Below are 23724 nucleotides of genomic sequence, written 5' to 3' on the forward strand. Positions count from 1 at the left end.
GATGAATTTTTACAAACATGTGACGAAACTAATTTTTTTCACAGGAGGGGATTTTTTTAAGGTAACAAAAAGCCCAGCACTAAGGCTGGGCGGTTATTCTTTGTATTAAACTTAATGTTTTTGCATTTTACTCATTTCAGCATGGCAGCTCTGCATAGTAAGTAATACCTTTGATAACGCTGCTTCACAATCATGGGACTGAGGTTTTTTCAACGCTATTTTAATTTCTTCTAAGGTTTTATCTTCTACTTCCTCAAGCTCTTTAACGTAGGTTTGATCGTTATCGTTAGTAAATTTACTAATCAAAGTTGTGAATGCTCGGCGCGCTTCTACAACAAACGATGAGCCATCTTCGCGCTCACCCTGTTGATTAATTGCGTAAGGTTGTAAACTCTCCACACTGACTTTACGAGCGTCAATCATACGTTGAAATAGGGCACCTATTGCGGGGTCCTTTACTTTATCTTGTGCTGTTTGGTAAAAGTCGATGCCGCTATTCATTACTTGGATAATGTCGGTAATATGATTAATTTCTTGTCCTTGATGGGTGCTCATAATAATGACCTCTGTTAATTTAAAATACTGTCATTACTAAGCAAGCGCTATTCCAAGTAGGTTGTTTTTTTAAGTGTTTGTATTTTATGGTTTTTAATTGTTTAGTAGGCTTGCTAACTGAGCGTTAGCAAGCAAATTTTACATAAAAGTTTGTAAGAAGGTTATTTTAGCTCATCCGCTACTTCAGCTACTTTTTGGCGTAACCAAATATGACTAGCGTCTCTGTGTAATAAAGGGCTCCATATCATATCAAGTTCAAATGGCGGGATAGGAAAGGGGGGCTCCAGTATTTTAAGCCCAGGATCGTCTAAATAAATATTAGCCGCTTTTGAGGGCAAAGTCGCAACTAAATTTTTCTCTTTGGCTAAGTGAACAGCCACATGGTAGTTACGAGTAAAAGTGGCAATATTACGGTGTTTACCAAAATGAGCCAGTGCCTCATCAACCCAGCCCAGCTTTTGCACATCTTTAGGGTCCATCCCAACACCAACACCAAAGCCTGTTTTACTTACCCAAATATGGCGAGCTTTTAAATAGCTGTCTAGGCTAAAGTTTTCAATAATGGGGTTATCTGATTTTACTAAACAACAAAAGCTGTCTTTCCAAATACGTTTATGATGAAACGATTGTGGTAAATTTTCAAAGCGGTTAATCGCCATATCAACTTTACCGTTTTCAACATCGTGAAAGGTAACATCACTAGGGGTTAAAATATCTAAGGTGGTGTCGGGCGCTTCTTCGTGTAGTTTCCCTAATAAACGCGGCGCCATGGTACTGGCCGCGTAATCACTGGCCATGATCCTAAACACTCGCTTACTTTGTTTAGCTTCAAACTCACGGTTAGGTGCCAGAGTTTCTTCAAGAGTCATCAAAATTCCACGAATTACTGGCTGCAACTCAATAGCACGCTCAGTCGGCACCATACCATCGCTGGTACGCACTAAAATAGGATCGTTAAAAAGGTTACGTAGGCGTTTAAGTCCGTTACTCATTGCCGGTTGAGTAATACTAAGCTGGTTTGCAGCACGAGTAACATTACATTCGCGCAGTAATGTATCGAGGTAAACCAGTAAATTTAAATCTATTTTACTTATATTCATTGTGTGTCCTTAACGTTTACCAATAATGGATAAAACGCTGTGCTGTAGGATAGGGATAAATGTGACTCACCTTTCCATTTTTTATATTTTGTTGTGCTTGTTTCCAAAAGTTAACATCAAGTAATTCAGGGTGCGTGCTAGTTAAAAATTGTTTATATGTTGGATTGGGCATAACAAAGGTACATAGCTGCTCTGGAAATACATCCTGAGGGGCAACCGAGTAACTTTGTTCATCCGTTAAATAATCGTCATAACTTTTTGCCTTAGGTAGTGCTCTAAAGTTCATGTCTGTTAAATATTGCACTTCGTCGTAATCGTAAAAAATAATCCGTTTGTGCTTACTTACCCCAAAGTTTTTTAACAACATGTCGCCGGGGAAAATATTCACAGCAATCATTTCTTTGAGCGCTTGGCCATACTCTTCTATGGCATCGGCGGCACTTTTTTCATCTGCATTTTCTAAAAACAGATTCAGTGGCGTCATTCGTCTTTCAATATATAAATGTTTTATTATTAACCAGTCACCTTCAATGACCATTGATGATCCAATGGTTTTATACAACTGCGCTAACAAGTTACTATCAAAACGCGCTAAAGGAAATACGACGTTTGAATACTCTATGGTGTCGGCCATTCGCCCTACACGGTCGTGGCTTTTAACCAGTTGATAGCGTTTTAATACCGTATCACGACCAAATGGTTTACTTTCGCCAAATTTATCTTTAATAACTTTAAATACATAACCAAACGAGGGGAGGGTAAATACCATCATCACCATGCCGGGTGTACCAGGTGCAATGGTAAATTGGTCATTAGAATGAGTTAAATGATTCAAAAACTCACGGTAAAACTCAGTTTTTCCTTGTTTATGAAAACCAATGGCGTTGTAAAGCTCGGCTAAAGTTTTATTTGGCATGAGTTGGTTTAAAAACCGCACTAACGCTGAGGGGGCGTGAGTTTCTACCATAAAGTAAGCTCGTGCAAAGCCAAAAATAACCCGCATTTGCGATGACTTAGTCAGTAGGGCATCAAGATATAACCCTTTATCTTCATGATGAAGTACCGCAATGATAAAAGGTTGAACGCCGCTTTGCGATACGACACGTCCTACAATATACGCTGCTTTATTGCGGTAAAACGGCGTGTGTAATATATCAAAACGCATTTGCCAATGCTGGTGGTGAGTATCGGGAGCTTGCTTATAAAACGCTTTTACTAATAAACGAATATCACGCTCAAGGTTGACAAAATCGGCTTTAAAATCAAAGTGGTTAATAATACGTTTAATTGTTGGTTTTAAACCATCCACGACGGGGAAGTAACTTCTATATTCAGCCTCTACTGGCACTGAGGGCGCATCTTTGAGTGTCGCTTCAACAAAAATAAAGTCGTTATGAAAATAGCGGCGGTGGTACAAGCGGCAAAATACAGAATTATAAAATGTTTCGGCAAGCTCAGCCTGCGGGTGAAAACATAAAAAATGCTGGTAAATTTTCTTTACTTCAAGCCATAAACTTTCGTTTAGCTGGTCTGTTTGTTGGCGTTCACGTAAGGTTTTTGTGGTTTCGTTAACCCGATCATCGTAATAGCTAATACGTAGGCGGCTAATATCATTAATTGCTTGCCAATCTCTTTTAGCAAACGCATGAGGCGCTTTTGCTGTTGTTCTTTGAAACAGCAGGTAATGTTTTTTAAATCCGGTTAATATTAACTCAGCAATTTGGCGTGGTTGCATCAGTACTCCTTAATTGACGCCTTTGGGTGTTTAGTAAAGTGCCGGTGGATACCATTTAATTTGTAAAAGCGGGTCAAAGGAAATTGCACCACTAAACACGCATTAGAGTTTGTACTCTATAGTTGTTAAGGGTATGTTATTTTATGTTTAAAACCAAGCAAATTAAGATGATATTTATTTAAGTTAGTTAGAGTCTGTTTGGTAGGCATCAATCTTTTTTTGTAATTTCTTAATTCGTTTTTCAATTAATTTTTTATCTTTTTTATATTGCTTATCTAAACTTTTTTGCGTTTTTTTAATATCTTTTCTAATTCGTTTTTTATCATCGGCACTTAATATATGATTCAAGCGTTGTTGTTGTTTAAAATCAGCACGGTCTTTTTCTCGTGAAAGTATAGCGAGTTTATGCTGGTTACTGCGCAGCTCTGCCTCTAAGTTAGTAATTATGGTGTCGCGCTCAAGCTCGTTTAACTGCTTAGTGTAGTTTATTTCTTCACCTGTTTGTTTTGGCTCAGTGGCAGTTATTTTATACATGGTTGCATTGTTACTACAGGGCAATTGTGAAAAGGTAGTCCCTTTTGGGGTTACGCATTTGTAATAGGTAGTTTGGGCTAGTGCAACAGAGCTAAAGCATAAAAGGCAGGCAGTAATGATCAGATTAATAACGTTGAACATAATGATGATCCTTTGCGCATTCTGATCGAGTTAAAATGTTTTAATCCTAAAAACTATAACTTAGCTGAGGGGGATAGCAAGTGCAAAGGAGCAATAACAGAAACCAAGCGAGTCAGTTTTAATGGCTCGCTCATATTATTAGGTGCTATTGAGAAAACGTTTTAAGCTTTTTAATACTGTGTACTAAAAACGGAATATCAAGTCCTTGCTCAATAGAAAACCCTTCAGCCGCGGAAATGTTTCTAAAGTTTCCATCACGATCAATCAGCGTAATTCTATCTTTTTTATAAGCAATTACGACACCTTGTGAGTAATTAACGCCAATATTATTGCTTTTACTGTATAAGTTTTCGCCTAGCATAGTTTGCTTAGCAAGCGCATTACAGTTTAAGTATTGGCCAAGGCTAGTAGCAATAATATCACTAGGTTGAATTAAACCATTCACTTTAGAAATAAACTTATCTGAGCTATATAGCGTTGACGTGGTCACTATTTCATTGCTGTTTTGAGACACACTAAATGCAAAAAACTCAGTAGCATCATCACGAACCGTTGCATTTTCAGTCGCTTTAATCACCCTGATTGCACTGTCTTTGTGTGCTTGCTCGTTAATAAAGCTCAGCTCATCAATACCAAATACTTTTACACTTCGACGTTGGCTTTGCCAAACGGGTAAGGTTTGTTGCTCAATAATGTCGGTTTTATAAAATGCAGGCAGGCCATACACCAAACCAAATAGCATGTCGCTCTGATCGGTGGGTTGTAAAAATTGTTGGTTTTTATAAATGCTTTTTTTGCTAGCAACAAATTTTGTTAACTGCTCGTCATTATCAAAAACTAAAATATCAACTTTAGCCGCGTTGTAATCTTCACATTTTGCTAATGGGGTAGGTATTTGGTAATTAATACCTTGGTTATTAATTTTAACATTATGTGCCTGTTCGTAGCTTTCAACATCCAATAAGTCGTTTTTAGCGAGTAAACTTTTGGCTGTAGTAGGGTACGAAAGTGGCAGTACGTTGTCTTGCTTGGTGATATCAAACTTTAAATTTGCATCAGCCCAAATATGAATGCTGTGGCTTAATGCAAAACAAATCACTAAAAAAGAACCTGCATAACGCGCAAATTTAAATTGCTTTAAGCGTGCTAGATGGTGCCAAGTAAAGTTACTAACTGTAAGCTGAAAGCCTAAAATAAGTAATACAATACTTCCTGCTAGCAAGGTAGTGAGCGCCGGTGAATTTGTTAAGCGGTGCCACAACAGCGAAATAATTTCAGGCAGTGCTGAGGCATTTAAGTGATAGCCTAAGTTAAAATACACATAAGCGTCTAAAGTCAGTATTGAAGCACCTATTGTTGCTATCACTGCCGCCATGCCGCGAATATGCTGCGGATAGGGGAACACTAAACTTAAAGGAAAGACCGTCAGCACAAACGCTAAAAAGGCAATAAAGCTGGTGTGGCTTAGCCACGTAACCACCATATAAGCGATACCTATAAAAGTGGTGGGTGGCGAGTCGGCAAATAAATAGCTTAAGCTAATTAAAAGCGCCAAACCAATATTGGCAAATGTAAACCAATGGCCCCAACTTAATAATTGACTTGCTTTCGATGAAAACTGGTTATGCTGCGATAAATTCATAGAGTTTATTTAACCGACTGAGCGAGTGCTTTTGCAAAGTTCTCAGTAACAGCTTGTCTTTTCCCTGTTGGTACATGCTCTTTTAAGATATGCGTGATAGAATTTCCTAAACACATAAGACTTAAATCAACCGGCGCATTGTGTTTTGATAAAACATCAATAAGCTGATCGACGATTTGTTCTACTTCTTCATTAGAGTATTTTGATAAGATTGGCATCAGTTGGTTCAATAAAAATAGTTATATTCCCGTATTTTAACACCAGAGGCGTGAAAAACAAAGATGGCAATAGATGTTAAAAAATTAGTCGTGCACTATGTAGACAAAAAAGATGACGACACCCAAATTCACCTTCGCAACGACGAAATGATGATCAACGACAAAGTTGCTGTATTCATTGAGCAATTACACCACGCCTACAACGGCAAGCCAGGCAAAGGTTTTTGTGCTTTTAGTGGAGAAAAAAACAGCATTGTTGCCTCTACTATGCAAAGCTATCGTAATAATGAGCTTGGCTTTTGGCATATGACCGAGCAGGCATCAACGGTATTAAAAGAAGAGTTAGATAAATACGCCTTTAATGAAACTGGCTACTTAGTATTTTGTCATTATCAGTACGTGGCTACTGATTATATGTTGATTGCCATGATCAACATTAAAGAGCACTACTCCATGACTTCAGAGCTTGATTTAGCCGCATCGCGCCATTTAGATATTTCGCGTATGCAATTGGCTGCACGTATCGATTTAACAGCATGGGATACCCAAGCAGATGATAATCGATATATTTCGTTTATTAAAGGTCGTGCAGGGCGAAAAGTGGCTGACTTCTTTTTAGATTTCTTAGGTTGTGAAGAGGGCATTGATCCTAAGCAACAAAGCCAAGTAATGCTAAGCGCGGTAGAAGACTACTTATCAGAGCAAGAATTTGATAAGTCTGAAAAAGACGATTTACGTAAACAAGTATTTGATTATTGTAACGACTGTGTCACCACAGGCGAAGAGGCTAATGTAAGTGAGCTTTCAGCAACGCTGACCAAAGGCGACGACAACCCGTTTGAGAGCTTTTGTAAAGAGCAAAGCTATGACCTAGAAGAGTCATTCCCAGTCGATAAGAAAACAGTAACGAGTATGGTGAAGTTTTCAGGCTTAGGTGGCGGTGTGAGCATTAGCTTTGAGCGTAAACATTTAGGTGAACGTGTAACTTATAATGAAGCCACTGATACCTTAGTGATCAAGGGCATTCCGCCAAACCTTAAAGACCAACTGCAACGTTTCATGGAACAAGAGCAAGATTAAACTCACGGCGGGCTGCGAGCTACGGGTTTCGGGATCAGGCTCGTAACCCGAACCCCGCAGCCCGCCCCGCTAACTTTCGATTATAATTTTACCCTCTAAAAGCGCAGCGTCTCTTAGCCCTCTTTGTGAACAATTTTCTTAAGATCTAATTGCACTAAGAGAAGAGAATGAGGATTAAATGAGAAGATAAAACAGGTATTAGCAGATAACTGGTAGACGTAGAGCTTGCTCACGTGTGAAGCGAAGCTTCAAATGTTTTAACCTTTAACCTTTAACCTTTAACCTTTAACCCACTCCTCGCAGTCCGAACCCCGTTGCCAGTTACATAAATTCCAAGCAATAAAAAACCGCGTTAAAATCAATTAACGCGGTTTTTTTATGCTTTGAGCTAAACTTAGTGCTTATTCAGCATTAAGTGTTTTAGTCATTGCAGAGCTTGCACGACCAGCAGGTTTTACCGAGCCAGGGCGAAGGCCACTGTCAGGGATTAACTCACGCTTGTCATGTGCCATTGCAACTGATGTATGCTTGATTTCGCTATCAGCTACAGGTGTTGGCTGTGCCATTGGCGCACTTGCATGTCCAGCTGTAATCACTGTTTTAGCGTTTACATTAGCTGAGCTCGCTTGCGACACTTTCTCAGGCTGACTTTCAACTACAGGCGCTTCTTTAGCTTCTACAGGTGTTTCAGTAGCACTAACCGGTGCGGTTTCAGCTTCAATAGCGACTTCTTCAGTTTGCACTTGTTCTTCAGTTTTTACTGGTTCCTCAGTTTTCACTGGTTCTTCAGTTTGCACTTGTTCTTCAGTTTTTACTGGTTCCTCAGTTTTCACTGGTTCTTCAGTTTTCACTGGTTCTTCAGTTTTCACTGGTTCTTCAGTTTTCACTGGTTCTTCAGTTTTTACTGGTTCTTCAGTTTTAACTGGCTCTTCAGCTTTAACTGGCTCTTCAGCTTTCACTGGTTCTTCAGCTTTCACTGGTTCTTCAGTTTTCACTGGCTCTTCAGTTTTTACTGGTTCTTCAGTTTTCGCTAACTCTTCTTCAACAATGTTTTGTTCAACTGCATCAGAGGCATCAACAGCCGTTTTGTGTGCTTTTGCTTTTAGCTCTGCTTCGTATTCAGCTGCAGCTTGATCAGCAACGGGTACAAACGCAGGCGCTTCATCAGACTTTTCTTGCGTGTTTTCACCTTCAGGGCGACGACGACGCTGACCTGATGCACGAAGATGACGTGGTGAACGACGTGAACGAGTGCGTGTTTGCTCTTGTTCTTCATCTTGTGTTACTGCGTTATCGTTTGAATCAACAACAGCTTCTGCTTGTTCTTTAGCAGGTGCAGGTGCTTTTTCAACAACAGGCGTTTGCTTTTCAACAACAGGTGCTTGCTCTTTCACTTGTGGCTTTTCTTCTTTCACCACAGGTTGCTCAACAGCTTGTTCTATTGTTTGAACTTGCTCAGCACTTTCGTCTTGTACGCGAACTTTTTTGCGTAAATTACGACGTTGACGACGTACCTTAGGCTTTTGCTCTTTTGGCTCAGCATTCTTATCAGATTTAGGCGCAGTATCCGCTTTTTGAGTTGCCTCTGCTTTTACTTGCGTTTTATCTTCTGTTTTATGCTCAGGACGTTTACGCGTATTTGAATTACGACGGCGCTTATTGCGGTTTTCATTCTTTTCTTGCGTATCGCTTACAGGTGCTGATTCATTTTTAGTTTCAGACTCTGTATTACGTTCGTTGCGTGGTTTATTACGTGGGTTATTATTGCGACGACGTTGGTTGTTACGACGACGATTATCATTACCACGGTTGTTATTGGTACGCTCTTGAGATTTTTTATCTGTAGACTCTTGTGTTGTTTGTTCACTTTCGCTTGCAAATAACGACTTAATCCATTTGCCAAGTGCAGTAAATAGGCCAATTTCAGCTTTTGCTTCTACTACTGGCGCAGCTTTTGCTGCTGCTTGTGGAGCAGGGCTAGAAGGCATAACGACACCTTTAAGCTTCGGCTCTTCACGTACAGGTGCTGCTGGCGATTTAGACATTTCAAATGCTTCAGGCTCAGGCGCAACAACTTGCTCATAACTTACTGTTTCAAGTGTTTCGTCTTTACGTAAACGCATAACTTCGTAATGTGGTGTTTCCATGTGTTGATTAGGAATAATCACTACATCACATTTATGATGCTTTTCAATGCGGTGAACGCTACGACGTTGCTCATTTAATAAATAAGCGGCAACGGCAACAGGCACTTGTGCGTTTACTTGTGCAGTGTTGTCTTTAATTGCTTCTTCTTCAATCAAGCGTAAAATTGATAGTGCAATTGACTCGTTTGAACGAATAGTACCTTGGCCGCTACAACGTGGACAAACACCTTGGCTTGCTTCACCTAGTGAAGGGCGTAATCGCTGACGCGACATTTCAAGTAAACCAAAGCGCGAAATTTTGCCAATTTGTACACGGGCACGGTCTGGGCGAGCAGCATCTTTTAAGCGGTTTTCTACTTCACGTTGATGACGTGGAGGTGTCATATCAATAAAGTCGATAACAATTAAACCACCTAAGTCACGTAAACGAAGTTGACGTGCAATTTCATCCGCTGCTTCTAGGTTGGTGTTAAGTGCTGTTTCTTCAATATCACCGCCTTTTGTTGCTTTAGACGAGTTAATATCGATAGACGTAAGTGCTTCAGTAGGGTCAATAACAATTGAACCGCCTGACGGTAAACGCACTTCACGTTGGAACGCAGACTCAATTTGGCTTTCAATTTGGTAATGCGTAAATAATGGTGTGTCACCTTGATAAAGCTTAACGCGGCTCATAAAGTCAGGACGAAAACGCTCAATGTGCGCTTTAGCTTCTTCAAAAACACGTGGCTTATCAATTAAAATTTCACCAATGTCACGACGTAAATAATCGCGAATAGCGCGGAAAATCACGTTACTTTCTTGGTGAATTAAGAATGGTGCTTTAGCACTGTCTGCCGCTTGTTGAATGGCTTCCCAGTGGACTAATAATGCTTTTAAATCGTAGTTTAGTTCTTCAAACGATTTACCTACACCCGCAGTACGTACAATTAAGCCCATACCTTTAGGCAGTTCTAAGCGGCTTAGCGACTCTTTAAGTTCAGTACGCTCATCACCTTCGATACGACGAGAAATACCGCCAGCACGAGGGTTGTTAGGCATAAGCACTAAGTAGCTGCCGGCAACACTGATAAAGGTAGTTAATGCTGCACCCTTTTGGCCGCGCTCTTCTTTATCAACTTGTACGATTACTTCTTGACCTTCTTTGATCACGTCGCGAATATTCGGACGACCATGGAAGGTGTAACCTTGCGGGAAGTAAGTACGAGCAATTTCTTTTAATGGAAGGAAACCATGACGATCAGCACCGTAGTCAACAAATGCTGCTTCTAAAGATGGTTCAATGCGTGTGATTTTGCCTTTATAAATATTGGCTTTTTTCTGTTCGTGACCTGGGCTTTCTATATCTAAATCATATAGGCGCTGGCCGTCAACCAGTGCTACGCGCATTTCTTCTTGCTGCGTTGCATTGATTAGCATACGTTTCATAATGTTACTCTACTAGTTTATGTCGCTGACATGACGATGTTTTTCTCGCCTGTTCAGGTGTTCCTATTTTTAGAATGTGCAGCCTCACGACTGGGTCTTTAACGGAACGGCTCTGTATTTTGGTACGCAGTATTTTAAATGCCGGCAAACAATAGGGTGTTATCACGCTATTAAATTCTAAAAGGATTCAAATGTGTCGGCTATTTAGCTCAATACACGTTTTATCCAGAAGTTGGCCTGTCATATCAATCTTATTAAATGCATTCATATTAGGTGCGTAGGGCTCTTTAGGTTCAAACCATAGTTTCGTTTTTAAAACTACCGTTATCTATTTTATGAGCAAAAATCGCTACCGATGTTAATGAACGCTTATTTATTAGATTTTTTTAGTTCTAAATAAGCTGCTGTACGGTACTACTACAATATTTGAGCGAATTCTGAACGGCGTGTTTTACGCCGTCACTATCAGACAAATTATCTGTTCATTGCTTTTACTATCACATTAAAAATCAATTCATGTTCAAACTTAACCAGCAATATATTACGCGCATTGCCGTTAGTTGTGCGCACGTGTTAACTGGGTATGTATAAAAGCTTTGGAAAACTTAACTCGGATCTGTATGATCGGTTACCCAGAATGTGCATCACGAATGTTTTGTTGTGTTAAAAAGCACCGTTGTTATTTGCAAATACTAAATATTTGCGCTGCTGATTATCCCACTATTATAACCGTGTTAGCAACTAAATTATTTTACTTAAATCAGTGATTAGGCAATGTCAGAAAAAACCGGCTTACAAGTAACTTTTGTCACTATCAACGAAGACCACTTAGGTCAGCGTATTGATAACTTTCTTATTACCCATTTAAAAGGGGTGCCTAAAAGCGCAGTTTACAAAATTCTTCGTAAGGGTGAGGTGCGTGTAAATAAAAAACGTATTAAGCCTGTTTATAAATTGCAGCTAGACGACGTTATTCGTATACCGCCAATTAGAGTGTCAGAGCGTGAAGAGTTTGTACCGTCAAAACTCGATAAAGTAACGCGCCTCGAAGACGATATATTATTTGAAGATAAATACCTGATTGTTATTAATAAGCCCTCAGGCATGGCTGTTCATGGCGGTAGTGGCTTAAGCTACGGGCTTATTGAAGCATTACGCGTTTTACGCCCAGAAGAGCGTAGCCTTGAGCTTGTGCATCGGTTAGACCGCGATACCTCAGGTTGTTTACTTATTGCTAAGCGTCGCTCAGTGCTGACCGCTTTGCATGAGCAATTACGCGAAAAAACCATGGAAAAAAATTACTGGGCATTGGTAGAAGGCCAATGGGACTCGAAAACGAAAAATGTAACGGAAGGTTTGCGTAAAAATACCCTTAAATCGGGTGAGCGCGTAGTACGTGTTGATAACACGGAAGGCAAACCGTCGCATACCCGTTTTAAAGTGCTTGAGCGTTATAACGATTGTTCATTAGTACAAGCATCCCCTGTAACTGGTCGTACTCACCAAATTCGTGTGCACACTCAGTGCCAAGGTCATGCCATTGCCTGTGATGACAAATACGGCGACCAAGGATTTGACGAGTCAATGCGTAAACGTGGTTTAAACCGCTTATTTTTACACGCCCATGATTTAAGCTTCTATCATCCGAAAAACGAAACCACTATGCGAGTAGAAGCACCGCTGGATAAAGCACTATCAAGCTGTTTGGTTAAACTTAGAGCAGCAAAAGCGTGAATTTAACGCCGATTAAAAAATATAAGCTAGTGATTTTTGATTGGGATGGCACCATCATGGATTCAATTAGCAAAATCGTTAATTGCATTCGCAAAAGTGCCCAATCACTTAATATTGAGCCGCCAAGCGATACCGCCAGTAAAAATATTATTGGTTTATCGCTTGAAAACGCAATCGCAACCTTGTTTCCTAACTACAGTGAACATCACGAAGCGCTTATTGCAGGGTATAAACAGCAATATGCACTTGATACCACCCCAACACCGGTGTTTGATCACGTTGCACAGGTACTCACTGCGTTAAAAAATCAAGGCGTAATATTGGCGGTTGCCACAGGTAAAAGCCGAATAGGGCTGGAACGCCTTCTAGATGAAAGCCAGTTGCGTCACTTTTTTAGTGCTACGCGAACCAGTGACGACGCTAAATCAAAACCCGCTCCCGATATGCTTTATCAATTGCTTGAAGAGCTAGGGATAAATGTTGATGAAGCGCTAATGATAGGCGACACGCAAATAGATATGGCAATGGCAAAAGCCGCTGGCATGGATAGAATAGGGGTAACCATGGGTGTGCACAACGCTGCGCAACTTAATGAATTAACTCCGATTGCAACCGCTAACAACTATCAGCAGTTGCAAAATATATTACTCGGCTAATCAGTTAATTTGCGCTGCTAATACATCAACACCAAACTCAGCCAATAATTGGCTGAGTTTAATCAGTGGTAAACCAATTAAGCTGTTTGGATCATCACCACTGAGTCTTTCAAATAAACAAATACCCAAGCCTTCACTTTTAAAACTTCCTGCACAGTTATAAGGTTGCTCTGCATCGCAATAAGCACTTATTTGCGCCGTTGTTAACGTTTTAAAGGTTACATTGAATGGCTCAACAATGGTTTTGCATTGCTTAGTATGAATATCGAACACACACAAGCCCGTTAAAAAAGTGACTGTTTGCCCGCTAAATAAGCTCAATTGCTTGATAGCGTTTTCTTTATTGTGCGGCTTACCTAATATTTGACCATCAAATACAGCAACCTGATCGGAGCCAATTGCGAGGCCTTGGTCAAAATGATCGACGGCTGCAGCGGCTTTTAATTCGCTGAGGCGCTTAACAAGCATGGTTGGTGTTTCGTTTTTATGCGGCGTTTCGTCAACATCGGGCGAAAACGTTTCAAACGGCAGATTAAATTTTTGTAATAAAGACTGCCTAAATGGCGAGCTTGAGGCTAATATAAGGGAGTGCTTCATGGCATGTTTTCCTAGCGTAAATCAGATTGAGTTAGGATAAATCAGATCCGTGAGTAAAACACGTGAAAAACAACGTAAAATTGGTTTTTTACTTTGACTAACTTACTAACTATCTATATGATGCAGCCCCTATGCAAAAGGTGAAAATTCCCATCACCCTTCATCCGGGCAAAGCAGCTCAGCATCGTTTAAAGTATGACGGCGTTGTACCGCTTGAGAAACTTCCTCGTTTACGAGGGGTTATCCAGGAAGAAGTAGGTGAAATAGCGGTAAAAATTCATTGCAAAAACGATGAGCAAGGTTTAGTTGTGATTAGTGGCAATTTGTCAACACACGTAACTGTAACTTGTCAACGTTGTAATGGTGATTTAGGGTTGGATTTGGATCAAGACTTTGTGTATTCGCCAGTCGGTTTGGATGCAGAGTCAGATGATCTTCCAGAAAGCTACGACGAAGTAGCACTTGATGAAAATGGTGAAATAGACGTATTTGAGTTAATCGAAGACGAACTTATTTTAGCAGTGCCATTAGTGCCTACCCACAACGAAGCTTCATGCAGTTATACAGCAGAGCCTGCCAGCTTTGGTGTTTTAAAGGCGGAAGATGATAAACCAAATCCATTTGATATTTTGAAACAACTTAAGAAAGATTCTTAGGAGAAGACTATGGCTGTACAAAAAAGCAAAAAGTCTCGTGCAAGACGCGGCATGCGCCGTTCACACGATGCGATCAGTGGTCCAACTTTAACTGTAGACCAAACATCTGGTGAGACTCATCGTCGTCACCATGTGACTGCAGATGGTTACTACAAAGGCGTTCAAGTAATTTCTAACTAAGAGATTGCTTATATGCTGACTAATCTAACCATAGCGTTAGATATGATGGGGGGCGATTATGGCCCCCGTTCATCTATCCCCGCAGCCGTTCGTGCGGTAAATGCTAATGCCAACTTAAAACTCATTTTATGTGGCAACGAGCAAGTAATAGCTAAACAACTAGAATCACTTGATTCACTTTCTCATCCCAGATTAATTATTCGCCATTGTAACGATGTTGTTACCAATGCCTGCGAACCCGCTGTTGCTGTACGCTCAAAAAAAGATTCCTCCATGCGAGTTGCCCTTGATTTAGTTAAATCGGGTGAAGCGCAAGCCTGTGTTAGCTCTGGCAATACAGGAGCGCTATTTTTTATGGCGCATTACGTATTAAAAATGCTTCCAGGGGTGAAACGTCCCGCACTTATCTCTGCTGTACCTACTGAACGTAAAAATCCCGTTTACTTACTCGACTTAGGCGCTAATGTGCATTGTGATGCGCAAATGCTGTATCAGTTCGGCATTATGGGCTCTGTGGTTGCAGGCCAAGCACTTGGCTGCGATAACCCTAAAGTGAGTTTATTAAATATTGGTGCTGAAGATATAAAAGGCCATGAAGAAATTAAGCAAGCCGCACAATTAATGCAACAAAGCGAGCTGATTAATTATATTGGTTACAGTGAAGGCAGCGATATTTTTTCTGGCAAAGCCGATGTTATTGTCTGTGAAGGCTTTGTTGGTAATGTTGCACTTAAAACCTGTGAAGGCATTGCTAAACTTATCATGAAAAAGTTTACCCGTGCCCTCGAAAAGCACGTCGTTTACAAGTGTATGGCGTTTATGTTGGCGCCAATCATAAAAAAACTCTATAAAAGAGTGAACCCCGACCAGTATAACGGCGCTTCTCTGGTAGGATTGCGCGGTATTGTTGTTAAAAGCCATGGAAATGCCTCAGCTAAAGCATTTCATGCCGCAATCGACGAAGCAGTGAAAGAAGTAGAACGTCAGCTTCCAGATAAAATAGCTGCTATTTTCGAAAAAACACATTCTAAAGACACGGCGGTTGAATAACAGTTAACGTGCCGTGTTACACATTATTTATTTTGTTTAATTATAAGAGCAAATTATGGCACAAAAAATTGCACTTCTTTTTCCAGGTCAAGGCTCGCAAACTGTGGGTATGTTACAAGAGCTACTAGCGAGTTCTGACATAGTAAAAGCTACATTTGCAGAAGCTTCAAGCGCACTTGGTTACGACCTAGCAGACCTTGTACTTAACGGTCCAGAAGAAAAACTAAATCAAACACACCGTACTCAGCCTGCATTATTAACTGCAAGCGTTGCTATTTATCGTCATTGGTTAGCTGCAAACCCAGATGCAGATGTCGTTATGGCAGGTCACAGCCTGGGTGAGTATTCAGCTTTAGTATGTAGCGATGTGATCAGTTTAAGCGAAGCCGTAAAATTGGTTGAAAATCGCGGTTTATATATGCAAGAAGCCGTACCTGCTGGTGTAGGTTCTATGGCTGCTATTATTGGTTTAGGCGACGATGAAATTAAAACCGCTTGTGCTGCATCTGCACAAGGTGAAGTGGTTTCTCCAGTAAACTATAACTCGCCAGGGCAAGTGGTTATTGCCGGTCATAAAGATGCAGTTGATAGAGCCTCTGTTGCTTGTAAAGAAGCCGGAGCAAAACGTGCACTGCCATTATCGGTAAGTGTACCGTCACATTGTGAACTAATGAAACCAGCCGCAGAAAAATTAGCCGCCGATTTAGCCGCTTTAACATTTAATACACCTAAGTGTGATGTAATTAATAATGTTGATGTAAAGGCTGAAGGTTCAGCAGATGCAATTAAAGAGGCATTAGTGCGTCAGCTATATAGCCCAGTACGTTGGACCGAAACGGTACAAGCACTGGTTGCACAAGGTGTAACGCAAAGTTATGAATTTGGTCCTGGTAAAGTACTAACCGGGCTTGCAAAACGTATTGATAAAGCGATGGTGTGTGGTTCAGTTAACGACCTTGCATCAATCGATTCAGCTAAATAAGAGTATATAAAATGAGTAATTTATTTTCTTTAGAGGGCAAAGTTGTCCTGATCACTGGCGCTAGCCGTGGTATTGGTAAGGCCATTGCAAACACATTAGTAGCACAAGGTGCAAAAGTAGCGGGCACAGCAACAAGCGAGTCGGGTGCAGCCAAAATTAGTGACTACTTAGGTGATAACGGTAAGGGCTATGCGTTAAACGTAACTGATCCTGCATCGATTGAGGCGACATTAGCGGCAATTAAAGCCGATTTAGGTGATATTGATGTATTAGTAAATAATGCAGGTATTACGCGCGATAACTTATTAATGCGCATGAAAGAAAATGAGTGGGACGATATTATCGATACCAACTTAAGTTCTATCTTCCGTTTATCTAAGGCTGTACTTCGCCCTATGATGAAGAAAAAGAACGGCCGTATCATCAATATCGGCTCTGTAGTGGGTACTATGGGTAATGCGGGTCAAGCCAACTATGCAGCAGCTAAAGCGGGTGTTATCGGTTTTTCTAAGTCACTAGCGCGTGAAGTAGCTTCTCGTGGTATTACTGTAAACGTGGTAGCACCTGGTTTTATTCAAACAGATATGACCGATGATTTGACAGATGAGCAAAAAGCAGCAACGCTTGCAAACGTACCTGCGGGTCGTTTAGGTCAGCCAGATGAGATTGCAGCTGCAGTATGTTATTTAGCATCTGACGCCGCTGCGTATGTATCAGGTGAAACTTTGCATGTAAATGGTGCGATGTACATGGTTTAAGTTCGCAATGCGAATTAAATAAACTATAAATTGCATGCGGGTTTGCTAAAAAATATTGAATTTTTCGCAAACTTGCTTTAAACATACTTGAAATCGCTGTGAAAATAAGCGATAAAAGATAAAATAAACACTCAAGAGGTTTGACCAGCAAATTATTTATGGTCAAAAGATTGAATCAGAGAATTATCGGACGTAAACTACGCCGCAATCTGAAAATAACGCATTGGCGTTTTTAATAAAGGAAAGAAGAATGAGCGATATCCAAGAACGCGTAAAGAAAATTATCATCGAACAGCTAGGTGTTAAAGAAGAAGAAGTTAAAAACGAAGCTTCATTCGTTGATGACCTAGGTGCAGACTCTCTTGATACTGTTGAATTAGTAATGGCTCTTGAAGAAGAGTTCGACACTGAGATCCCAGATGAAGAAGCTGAAAAGATCACTACAGTACAATCTGCAATCGATTACGTTACAGCTCACGCTGAGTAATTAATCGCAAATTAAGGGCAGCATTCGCTGCCTTTAATCTTTATATCCAAACCACCTCAAAGTACATGATTCAATTCCAAACCCTCACTCATCATCAGCAATTAAATTGTTATTGCTCAGCGTTGGTTATTGGTTTGAGACTCGCACTTTGAGGTAGCTTGGGTATGATCATCCCCCATACTAATAACATAACTAGCAACAGCGTTAACGCTGAAATAAACTGAGCTAAGTTAATTGGTATAATAATAATTCCTTATTGGAGGCAAACCGTGGCTAAACGTCGTGTCGTCGTAACTGGCTTAGGAATGTTGACGCCGCTAGGCAATGATGTTCAATCAACCTGGCAAGGCTTATTAGATGCTAAAAGTGGTATTCAAAATATTACCCACTTTGATACATCAAAATTTGGTACTCACTTCGCTGGTTTAATCAATGATTTTGATGCATCGGCTTATATGTCACCAAAAGATGCTAAAAAAATGGATTTATTTATCCAGTATGGCATTGCAGCGGGTGTTCAAGCTTTTCAAGATTCTGGCCTCGAAGTCACTGAACAAAACGCAACACGCATAGGTGTAGCGGTGGGTTCAGGCATTGGTGGCTTAACCCTCATTGAAGAAAACCACATAAAATTATTAAACAGCGGCCCACGTAAGTTATCGCCGTTTTATGTGCCGTCTACCATTATTAATATGATCTCGGGTCATTTATCTATAATGCACGGCTTACGTGGTCCTAATATTTCAATTGTAACGGCATGTACTACAGGCCTGCACAACATTGGCCATGCCGCTCGTATGATTGCCTACGGCGATGCCGATGCAATGGTTGCCGGTGGCGCAGAAAAAGCCTGTACACCAATTGGAATGGGTGGTTTTAATGCCGCACGTGCGCTTTCAACGCGTAATGACGATCCACAAGCAGCGTCTCGCCCGTGGGATAAAGACCGTGATGGTTTTGTACTTTCTGATGGTGCCGGTGTGGTGGTTGTTGAAGAATACGAACACGCGAAAGCACGTGGCGCTAAAATTTATGCAGAACTTGTTGGTTTTGGTATGAGTGGTGATGCGTACCACATGACCTCACCACCAGAAGATGGCGCAGGTGCAGCTCTGGCTATGGAAAACGCATTAAATGATGCGCAAGTAAATGCAGAGCAAGTTGGCTACATCAATGCACATGGTACGTCTACTCATGCGGGCGACAAAGCCGAAACGTCAGCGGTTAAAACTATTTTTGGTGATTCAGCTAAGGATGTAATGGTAAGTTCATCTAAATCTATGATGGGTCACTTACTTGGAGCTGCGGGCTCTGTTGAGTCGATAGTATCTATTTTATCGTTGACCGAGCAAAAAGTGACGCCAACGATTAACTTAGATAATCCAGACGAAGGCTGTGATTTAGATTACGTACCGCATACAGCACGTGACGCTAAACTTGATTACGCTTTGTGTAACTCATTTGGGTTTGGTGGTACTAATGGCTCGTTACTGTTTAAAAAGGTATAATCTTTTTTAACAACGAACGACAATAAGAACCCAGTTGTTTAACTGGGTTTTTTTATGTGTAAAAAAATATGCAAACAATAATAACAGCAAGTGAAACCAGTAATATAAGCACCCGTGATAGGGGCTTAAATTATGGCGATGGCTTTTTTACTACTGCAATGGTTACTGATGGACAAGTTGAGCATTGGGCTTATCATAAAGCACGTTTAATTGAATGTGCGCAGCGTTTGGGCTTTCCTGCACTTGAGTTTAATGCACTAGAGTCGCACATTACTCAGCTAATAGCATCACATCCTCAAGCGGTCCTTAAAGTCGTGATAACACGAGGCGAGGGCGGGCGAGGCTATGCGCCACCAAGTGAATGTAATTTAAACATTATTGTGAGTGTTTTAGCTTATCCAGATCATTACAACAGCTTAACAGATTCGGGAATTAGCTTAGCTATTAGCCCGATTAAGCTGGCCGTTCAACCTCATTTAGCTGGACTTAAAACTTTAAATAGACTTGAACAAGTACTGATCAAAAATGCCCTACAAACTCAGCACAGCGATGATGCGTTAGTGCTTGATTACAACAACAATGTAATTGAAACTTCAGCGGCTAATATTTTTGCAATAAAAAATAATAAGGTATTTAGCCCAAGGCTAGATGAATGCGGTATTAAAGGTGTTTTTCTACAATCTTTATGTGATAAATTAGCCGTTGAATTTAAAACTGTCAGCGTTGATGACCTTACCCAAGCAGACGCCGTATTTTTATGTAACAGCTTAATGAAAATTGTGCCCGTAAAAAGCCTAGACGAGCACTATTTTGATATTGTGCACAGCCAATCATTACTAAACGAGTTATTAGCCAAGGAGGCTTAGTGTTAAAAGTTATATTATCAGTATTACTACTGGCTTTTTTTAGCTCTGTGATTGGCTACCAGCAATTACAAGCAACCATTCAAACGCCATTAAAATTAGATACTAATACTCAATTTAAAGTTGAAAAAGGCACCGGTTTTAATAAGTTATGTCGCCAATGGCAACAGCAGCAGTGGCTTGAAGATTGCTGGCGGTTTCAAATATTAGCTAAACTCGACCCGACCTTGACTGACCTAAAAGCAGGTTTGTACGAGCTAAGCGCAGATAGCGTAATAAACAACATAAAAAAAATAAACCAGGGTGAGCAAATTAGTTTTAGTTTTACCATTATTGAAGGTCAAGCACTTAGAGATGTATTAAATACGGTAAAAATTGCTCCACATTTACAAAACGATTTAAAGCTCGAACAGCTTGGCGAGCAAATAATCGGCAAGCAAACTCACCTTGAAGGGTGGTTGTTTCCCGATACTTATCATTATCATAGTAACGACAGCGCGAGTAGTTTATTAAAACGCGCTGCGCAAAAAATGCAGCAAACATTGGCAGATGCATGGCAGCAACGGGCAAGTGATTTACCTTACAATACTGCCTATGAAGCCCTGATAATGGCTTCTATTATCGAAAAAGAAACCGCGCTTGCCAGTGAGCGCCCGTTAATTGCTTCGGCGTTTATTAATCGCTTAAATACGAATATGCGCTTACAAACCGACCCAACTGTAATATATGGACTAGGCGAAGATTTTGACGGCGATATCAAACGTAAAGACCTAAGAAATTACACGCCGTATAATACTTATCGTATTAACGGATTACCGCCCACACCGATTGCCATGCCCTCCAAAGAAGCTATTTTAGCGGCGGTAAACCCGCCCAAAAGCGAGTATGTTTACTTTGTAGCAAAAGGCGATGGTAGCCATCAGTTTTCAACCACATTAAAACAACATAATGCGGCGGTTAACCAGTATATTTTAAATAAAAAGAATTAGTGTTTATGAAACCAAAATTTATAGTTATAGAAGGCCTAGAGGGCGCGGGTAAATCTACCGCCATTGCCCTGTGCCAAGACTTTTTAAATCATCACCATGTTGATTTTATTAATGTACGCGAACCCGGTGGAACACCACTGGCTGAATCGTTACGTACTTTAGTAAAAGCAGAACACCAAGAAGAAATAGCTTTTGAAACTGAGCTGCTAATTATGTATGCCGCGCGTTCACAACTAATGCATAATGTGATCAACCCAGCGCTTGAACAAGGCCAGTGGGTATTGGCTGATCGTCACGATTTATCGTCACAGGCGTATCAAGGCGGTGGGCGAGGAATTAGTGCAAACACGTTAGCGTCGCTATCGTCTATGGTGTTAAAAGGTTTAAAACCCGATTTAACTATTTACTTAGATATAGACCCTGTTATTGGCCTTGAACGTGCAAAAGGCCGGGGTGAGCTAGATAGAATTGAGCAAGAAGCCATTGAGTTTTTTCAGCGGACCCGTATGCGTTACATTGAGCTTGCAAATGATGATGACAGCATAAAAACAGTTGATGCCAACCAAAGCATCGATAAAGTACATCGTGATATTACCAATGTACTACGCACATTTTTTTCAGGGTTAAAATAATATGGCATTGCCGTGGCTTAATGAGGTAGAGCAACGCTTAACTCAAAGCTATAAAGCGAAGCGTTTTCACCATGCGCAGCTGTTGTGTGGGCCCATTGGGGTTGGCAAGTTTGAACTAAGTGAGCAGCTCGCAAACAGTTTGTTATGCCAAAATACGCAAGCACAGTTAAGTAGCCCCACTAGCGTACTAAGCCCTTGTGGGCACTGTAAAAGTTGTTCATTAAACTTAGCGGGTACACACCCAGACAAGCGCATTACCCAAGTAGAAGGGCAAAGCATAGGTGTTGATGATATTCGCGGCATAAGCGATTTTATGCACCAGTCCGCGGCTCAAAATGGCAATAAAGTAGCGATTATTCAAAACTGCGAAAAAATGACCACCGCAGCCGCTAATGCGTTATTAAAAACCCTTGAAGAGCCAAGTAATAGTCGGTTTTTAATCCTGACAACCAGCCAAGTGGCGCAATTACCTGCCACTATTTTAAGCCGCTGTGCTAAAACCGAGGTAAAAGTAACCAATAACCAATTAGCACAACAATGGTTAAGTAGTTTGGATGTGCCTAACTATACCTGGTTGTCGTTATTTTATAGTCAACCATTGCAAGTAAAGCAGTGGCAACAGCAAAATCAGCTAGAAAATATTGATACGCTTTATAAATTTGCAACTGAGTTTAAACAAAGCCATAATTTCAATGCGTTAGTCGATATAATAAATAAACAGCCCGAGCTTGTTCGTATTTTTACTTTATTTTTAAGTGAGCAGCTCAAACAACAGCTTTTAAATGGCATGAGTTTTGACTCTTATCAAGTAGCTCAGCAAGCACTGAATGATTTTTTACAGAATAACATACAAATACTTGGGTTAAATTTACCGCTTGCGGTATCACGACTAGCGTATACATTACGTAACCAATAAAAAGGACTAGATATGCAAGAGCTATTAGTAGATATAGACGACCTTGATGAACTATATCGCTGTTACATGCCTTTTTTAAAAAAAGGTGGGTTATTTGTACGCACCAATATGCGTTATGAACCTGGGTATTCACTTGCCTTACGCGTTACCTTACCTGACGCGCTAGAAGATGACGTGGTAACCGGAAAGGTTACGTGGGTCACTCCACAAGGCGCTCAGAGCTCAAATCCACCGGGGATCGGCATTAGCTTTTTAGATGATAAAACCAATCTAAACGCGAAGATCGAAAAACTGCTGGGGACTATGTTAAACTCCGGCAATCCAACTTATACCATGTAGTAAAAACAGGCCTTATTTTGATTGTAGATTCTCATTGCCATTTAGACCGCCTTGATTTTGATAAACTTGATTTAAACCTAGACCAAGTACTTGATAATGCACGCGCTAAAAAAGTAGAGCACTTTTTATGTGTCAGTGTCACACTTGATCAGTTTCCCAATATGCTAGAGCAAATTAAGCATTACGATGACGTGTCTGCGTCATGTGGCGTGCATCCACTGGATCAAAAAGACGCACTCAACAAACAGCAATTAATTGATTTAGCCTCACACGACAAAGTAGTAGCCATAGGTGAAACTGGGCTTGATTATTACTATGCAAAAGATACTCATGCAGTGCAACAAGCGAGTTTTGTTGGCCATATTGAGGTAGCTAATGAATTACAAAAGCCACTTATTATTCATACCCGTGATGCGCGTGCCGATACCATTAATTTAATGCGTGAGCACAAAGCAGAAAATTGCGGTGGGGTACTTCACTGTTTCACCGAAGATTGGGATATGGCCAAAAAAGCCATTGATATGGGTTTTTATATTTCTATTTCAGGCATTGTGACTTTTAAAAATGCGGTAGAGCTTAAAGAAGTAGTAAAACAAATTCCACTCGATCGACTGCTTATTGAAACCGACTCGCCTTACTTAGCGCCAGTACCATATCGTGGTAAAACTAATCAGCCAGCGTATGTTGAAGACGTGGCTTATTACATTAGTGAACTCAAAGGCATTAGCTTTAACGAGTTGGCAAAAGCCACTACTGATAACTTTTACTCTTTATTTAAATTAGCAGCTAAAGGCTAA

The 23724-nt window shown here is 40.6% G+C and carries 24 protein-coding genes; 16 read left to right on the plus strand and 8 right to left on the minus strand.

Going from position 1 to position 23724, the window contains the following annotated elements; translation table 11 throughout:
* Window positions 1-111: 111 nt before the first annotated feature.
* From QL989_RS13280 to QL989_RS13305, 6 genes are all read right to left on the minus strand, one after another.
* A complete protein-coding gene (locus QL989_RS13280; RefSeq protein ID WP_290170743.1) occupies window positions 112-555 on the minus strand; it encodes a PA2169 family four-helix-bundle protein in 444 nt (147 codons plus the stop codon).
* 161 nt (window positions 556-716) lie between these two features.
* A complete protein-coding gene (locus tag QL989_RS13285; RefSeq protein WP_008468187.1) occupies window positions 717-1655 on the minus strand; it encodes a LysR family transcriptional regulator in 939 nt (312 codons plus the stop codon).
* 16 nt (window positions 1656-1671) lie between these two features.
* Window positions 1672-3390 (minus strand): bifunctional isocitrate dehydrogenase kinase/phosphatase, encoded by a 1719-nt coding sequence (aceK, locus tag QL989_RS13290; RefSeq protein WP_138607002.1) that lies wholly within the window; start codon window positions 3388-3390, stop codon window positions 1672-1674.
* A 183-nt stretch (window positions 3391-3573) separates the two neighbouring features.
* Window positions 3574-4065 (minus strand): DUF4124 domain-containing protein, encoded by a 492-nt coding sequence (locus QL989_RS13295; protein ID WP_290170744.1) that lies wholly within the window; start codon window positions 4063-4065, stop codon window positions 3574-3576.
* A gap of 145 nt (window positions 4066-4210) precedes the next feature.
* Entirely contained in the window at window positions 4211-5707 is a 1497-nt protein-coding gene (locus QL989_RS13300) for a DUF3413 domain-containing protein (protein ID WP_138606998.1), read from the minus strand.
* 5 nt (window positions 5708-5712) lie between these two features.
* Window positions 5713-5925, minus strand: coding sequence for a DUF1414 domain-containing protein (locus QL989_RS13305; protein WP_008109847.1), 213 nt, complete (start codon window positions 5923-5925; stop codon window positions 5713-5715).
* A 63-nt stretch (window positions 5926-5988) separates the two neighbouring features.
* Between QL989_RS13305 and yejK the strand changes: the two genes are divergently transcribed.
* Entirely contained in the window at window positions 5989-7005 is a 1017-nt protein-coding gene (gene yejK, locus QL989_RS13310) for a nucleoid-associated protein YejK (RefSeq protein ID WP_109874826.1), read from the plus strand.
* A gap of 401 nt (window positions 7006-7406) precedes the next feature.
* On the opposite strand, the gene rne is transcribed toward yejK, so the two are convergent.
* Window positions 7407-10580, minus strand: a complete 3174-nt coding sequence (gene rne, locus QL989_RS13315; protein ID WP_290170745.1) for a ribonuclease E — start codon at window positions 10578-10580, stop codon at window positions 7407-7409.
* Window positions 10581-11354: 774 nt separating this feature from the next.
* Here rne and rluC point away from each other — a divergent pair.
* Complete coding sequence (rluC, locus tag QL989_RS13320) at window positions 11355-12314, plus strand: 23S rRNA pseudouridine(955/2504/2580) synthase RluC (RefSeq protein ID WP_054200702.1); 960 nt, start codon at window positions 11355-11357, stop codon at window positions 12312-12314.
* Window positions 12311-12970 (plus strand): HAD-IA family hydrolase, encoded by a 660-nt coding sequence (locus tag QL989_RS13325; RefSeq protein ID WP_290170746.1) that lies wholly within the window; start codon window positions 12311-12313, stop codon window positions 12968-12970. The genes rluC and QL989_RS13325 overlap by 4 nt, the downstream gene beginning before the upstream one ends.
* On the opposite strand, the gene QL989_RS13330 is transcribed toward QL989_RS13325, so the two are convergent.
* On the minus strand, window positions 12971-13567 hold the full coding sequence (locus QL989_RS13330) for a Maf family protein (RefSeq protein WP_290170747.1): 597 nt from the start codon (window positions 13565-13567) through the stop codon (window positions 12971-12973). It lies immediately after the preceding gene.
* Window positions 13568-13698: 131 nt separating this feature from the next.
* Here QL989_RS13330 and yceD point away from each other — a divergent pair, with 131 nt between their 5' ends.
* The 13 genes from yceD (at window position 13699) to QL989_RS13395 (ending at window position 23724) form a co-directional block, all read left to right on the plus strand.
* On the plus strand, window positions 13699-14223 hold the full coding sequence (gene yceD / locus QL989_RS13335; protein WP_008109862.1) for a 23S rRNA accumulation protein YceD: 525 nt from the start codon (window positions 13699-13701) through the stop codon (window positions 14221-14223).
* Between the two features lie 9 nt (window positions 14224-14232).
* Window positions 14233-14403: a 50S ribosomal protein L32 gene (rpmF, locus tag QL989_RS13340; protein ID WP_008109865.1), complete on the plus strand. Its 171-nt coding sequence runs from the start codon at window positions 14233-14235 to the stop codon at window positions 14401-14403.
* A gap of 12 nt (window positions 14404-14415) precedes the next feature.
* The gene (gene plsX / locus QL989_RS13345) at window positions 14416-15453 is read left to right on the plus strand and encodes a phosphate acyltransferase PlsX (protein ID WP_008467405.1); all 1038 of its coding nucleotides are present in this window, start codon (window positions 14416-14418) and stop codon (window positions 15451-15453) included.
* 55 nt (window positions 15454-15508) lie between these two features.
* Window positions 15509-16435, plus strand: a complete 927-nt coding sequence (gene fabD, locus QL989_RS13350) for an ACP S-malonyltransferase (protein WP_290170748.1) — start codon at window positions 15509-15511, stop codon at window positions 16433-16435.
* 11 nt (window positions 16436-16446) lie between these two features.
* Window positions 16447-17193 (plus strand): 3-oxoacyl-ACP reductase FabG, encoded by a 747-nt coding sequence (gene fabG / locus QL989_RS13355; RefSeq protein ID WP_010389634.1) that lies wholly within the window; start codon window positions 16447-16449, stop codon window positions 17191-17193.
* 250 nt (window positions 17194-17443) lie between these two features.
* The gene (gene acpP / locus QL989_RS13360; RefSeq protein WP_008109873.1) at window positions 17444-17680 is read left to right on the plus strand and encodes an acyl carrier protein; all 237 of its coding nucleotides are present in this window, start codon (window positions 17444-17446) and stop codon (window positions 17678-17680) included.
* 269 nt (window positions 17681-17949) lie between these two features.
* Entirely contained in the window at window positions 17950-19188 is a 1239-nt protein-coding gene (gene fabF / locus QL989_RS13365) for a beta-ketoacyl-ACP synthase II (protein WP_138562960.1), read from the plus strand.
* 68 nt (window positions 19189-19256) lie between these two features.
* Complete coding sequence (pabC, locus tag QL989_RS13370; protein WP_290170749.1) at window positions 19257-20054, plus strand: aminodeoxychorismate lyase; 798 nt, start codon at window positions 19257-19259, stop codon at window positions 20052-20054.
* Window positions 20054-21040 (plus strand): endolytic transglycosylase MltG, encoded by a 987-nt coding sequence (gene mltG, locus QL989_RS13375; RefSeq protein ID WP_290170750.1) that lies wholly within the window; start codon window positions 20054-20056, stop codon window positions 21038-21040. Before pabC ends, mltG begins: the two co-directional genes overlap by 1 nt.
* A gap of 5 nt (window positions 21041-21045) precedes the next feature.
* The gene (tmk, locus tag QL989_RS13380; protein WP_010389641.1) at window positions 21046-21672 is read left to right on the plus strand and encodes a dTMP kinase; all 627 of its coding nucleotides are present in this window, start codon (window positions 21046-21048) and stop codon (window positions 21670-21672) included.
* Window position 21673: 1 nt separating this feature from the next.
* Window positions 21674-22588 (plus strand): DNA polymerase III subunit, encoded by a 915-nt coding sequence (locus QL989_RS13385; protein ID WP_290170751.1) that lies wholly within the window; start codon window positions 21674-21676, stop codon window positions 22586-22588.
* Between the two features lie 12 nt (window positions 22589-22600).
* Window positions 22601-22927, plus strand: a complete 327-nt coding sequence (locus QL989_RS13390; protein WP_010389644.1) for a PilZ domain-containing protein — start codon at window positions 22601-22603, stop codon at window positions 22925-22927.
* Window positions 22928-22944: 17 nt separating this feature from the next.
* Entirely contained in the window at window positions 22945-23724 is a 780-nt protein-coding gene (locus QL989_RS13395; protein ID WP_054200711.1) for a YchF/TatD family DNA exonuclease, read from the plus strand.

It is taken from the genome of Pseudoalteromonas sp. APC 3224 (assembly GCF_030407535.1).
Taxonomy (GTDB): Bacteria; Pseudomonadota; Gammaproteobacteria; order Enterobacterales; family Alteromonadaceae; genus Pseudoalteromonas.

Bases quoted from the DNA above. Each gene is read 5' to 3' on its own strand.
- QL989_RS13280 (WP_290170743.1), bottom strand. From the start codon at position 555: ATGAGCACCCATCAAGGACAAGAAATTAATCATATTACCGACATTATC.
- QL989_RS13285 (WP_008468187.1), bottom strand. From the start codon at position 1,655: ATGAATATAAGTAAAATAGATTTAAATTTACTGGTTTACCTCGATACA.
- aceK (WP_138607002.1), bottom strand. From the start codon at position 3,390: ATGCAACCACGCCAAATTGCTGAGTTAATATTAACCGGATTTAAAAAA.
- QL989_RS13295 (WP_290170744.1), bottom strand. From the start codon at position 4,065: ATGTTCAACGTTATTAATCTGATCATTACTGCCTGCCTTTTATGCTTT.
- QL989_RS13300 (WP_138606998.1), bottom strand. From the start codon at position 5,707: ATGAATTTATCGCAGCATAACCAGTTTTCATCGAAAGCAAGTCAATTA.
- QL989_RS13305 (WP_008109847.1), bottom strand. From the start codon at position 5,925: ATGCCAATCTTATCAAAATACTCTAATGAAGAAGTAGAACAAATCGTC.
- yejK (WP_109874826.1), top strand. From the start codon at position 5,989: ATGGCAATAGATGTTAAAAAATTAGTCGTGCACTATGTAGACAAAAAA.
- rne (WP_290170745.1), bottom strand. From the start codon at position 10,580: ATGAAACGTATGCTAATCAATGCAACGCAGCAAGAAGAAATGCGCGTA.
- rluC (WP_054200702.1), top strand. From the start codon at position 11,355: ATGTCAGAAAAAACCGGCTTACAAGTAACTTTTGTCACTATCAACGAA.
- QL989_RS13330 (WP_290170747.1), bottom strand. From the start codon at position 13,567: ATGAAGCACTCCCTTATATTAGCCTCAAGCTCGCCATTTAGGCAGTCT.
- yceD (WP_008109862.1), top strand. From the start codon at position 13,699: ATGCAAAAGGTGAAAATTCCCATCACCCTTCATCCGGGCAAAGCAGCT.
- rpmF (WP_008109865.1), top strand. From the start codon at position 14,233: ATGGCTGTACAAAAAAGCAAAAAGTCTCGTGCAAGACGCGGCATGCGC.
- plsX (WP_008467405.1), top strand. From the start codon at position 14,416: ATGCTGACTAATCTAACCATAGCGTTAGATATGATGGGGGGCGATTAT.
- fabD (WP_290170748.1), top strand. From the start codon at position 15,509: ATGGCACAAAAAATTGCACTTCTTTTTCCAGGTCAAGGCTCGCAAACT.
- fabG (WP_010389634.1), top strand. From the start codon at position 16,447: ATGAGTAATTTATTTTCTTTAGAGGGCAAAGTTGTCCTGATCACTGGC.
- acpP (WP_008109873.1), top strand. From the start codon at position 17,444: ATGAGCGATATCCAAGAACGCGTAAAGAAAATTATCATCGAACAGCTA.
- pabC (WP_290170749.1), top strand. From the start codon at position 19,257: ATGCAAACAATAATAACAGCAAGTGAAACCAGTAATATAAGCACCCGT.
- tmk (WP_010389641.1), top strand. From the start codon at position 21,046: ATGAAACCAAAATTTATAGTTATAGAAGGCCTAGAGGGCGCGGGTAAA.
- QL989_RS13385 (WP_290170751.1), top strand. From the start codon at position 21,674: ATGGCATTGCCGTGGCTTAATGAGGTAGAGCAACGCTTAACTCAAAGC.
- QL989_RS13390 (WP_010389644.1), top strand. From the start codon at position 22,601: ATGCAAGAGCTATTAGTAGATATAGACGACCTTGATGAACTATATCGC.